This window comes from Shewanella sp. T24-MNA-CIBAN-0130, from assembly GCF_040310185.1.
Lineage (GTDB): Bacteria > Pseudomonadota > Gammaproteobacteria > Enterobacterales > Shewanellaceae > Shewanella > Shewanella psychromarinicola.
Map to the genome: position 1 here is coordinate 1 of NZ_JBEOPP010000436.1, position 253 is coordinate 253.

The 253-nt window shown below is 37.2% G+C and carries 1 rRNA gene; it reads right to left on the bottom strand.

The annotated features are described in order from the left end of the window. Positions 1 to 62 (bottom strand): 16S ribosomal RNA (locus tag AAEZ02_RS23020); the annotation flags it as partial. Positions 63 to 253 lie beyond the last annotated feature (191 nt).

Below are 253 nucleotides of genomic sequence, written 5' to 3' on the forward strand. Positions count from 1 at the left end.
ACTTGCATGTGTTAGGCCTGCCGCCAGCGTTCAATCTGAGCCATGATCAAACTCTTCAATTAAAGTTTTTTGAAAACTCCACTCTTACAAGTAAGAACGAAGCTTTCGGCTCAATGAATTCTGATTGCTTAACCAACCGAAGTTGCTTAAGTCTTTGTACATATTACTATGAACATTCATCGTTGCATTGAGTTGAAATTTTTTGATTGCCAACATTCCGAAGAACAGAAGACAATTTCGAATAACTCAATAC